Origin of the sequence: Aliivibrio sp. SR45-2 (assembly GCF_963890165.1) — a bacterium.
In the GTDB taxonomy this organism is placed as follows: Bacteria; Pseudomonadota; Gammaproteobacteria; order Enterobacterales; family Vibrionaceae; genus Aliivibrio; species Aliivibrio salmonicida.
In genome coordinates, this window is sequence record NZ_CAWPRC010000126.1 from 1 (window position 1) to 240 (window position 240).

Consider the following 240-nt stretch of genomic DNA (forward strand, 5'->3'; position numbering starts at 1 on the left):
AATACGATTTCAGAGAATGCGGTAATAGGGGATGTGGTTAACCTCACCGGTTTGGCAACGGATCCGGATGGAGATACGGTGACTTACACCTTATCTCAAGATGATATTGATGCGGGTTTATTTGCTATCGATGCCACCACGGGTGTGGTGACGGTGATTGGCAATCTGGATCATGATCTTAATGATACTCACTCGATTGAGATCATTGCTACTTCTACCGATGGCTCAACCAGTACGGGC

The 240-nt window shown here is 46.7% G+C and carries 1 protein-coding gene; it reads left to right on the top strand.

From position 1 onward, the window contains the following. Window positions 1-240: cadherin repeat domain-containing protein (locus AACV33_RS06605; RefSeq protein ID WP_182700751.1), on the top strand; the 240-nt coding region annotated here is incomplete at both ends.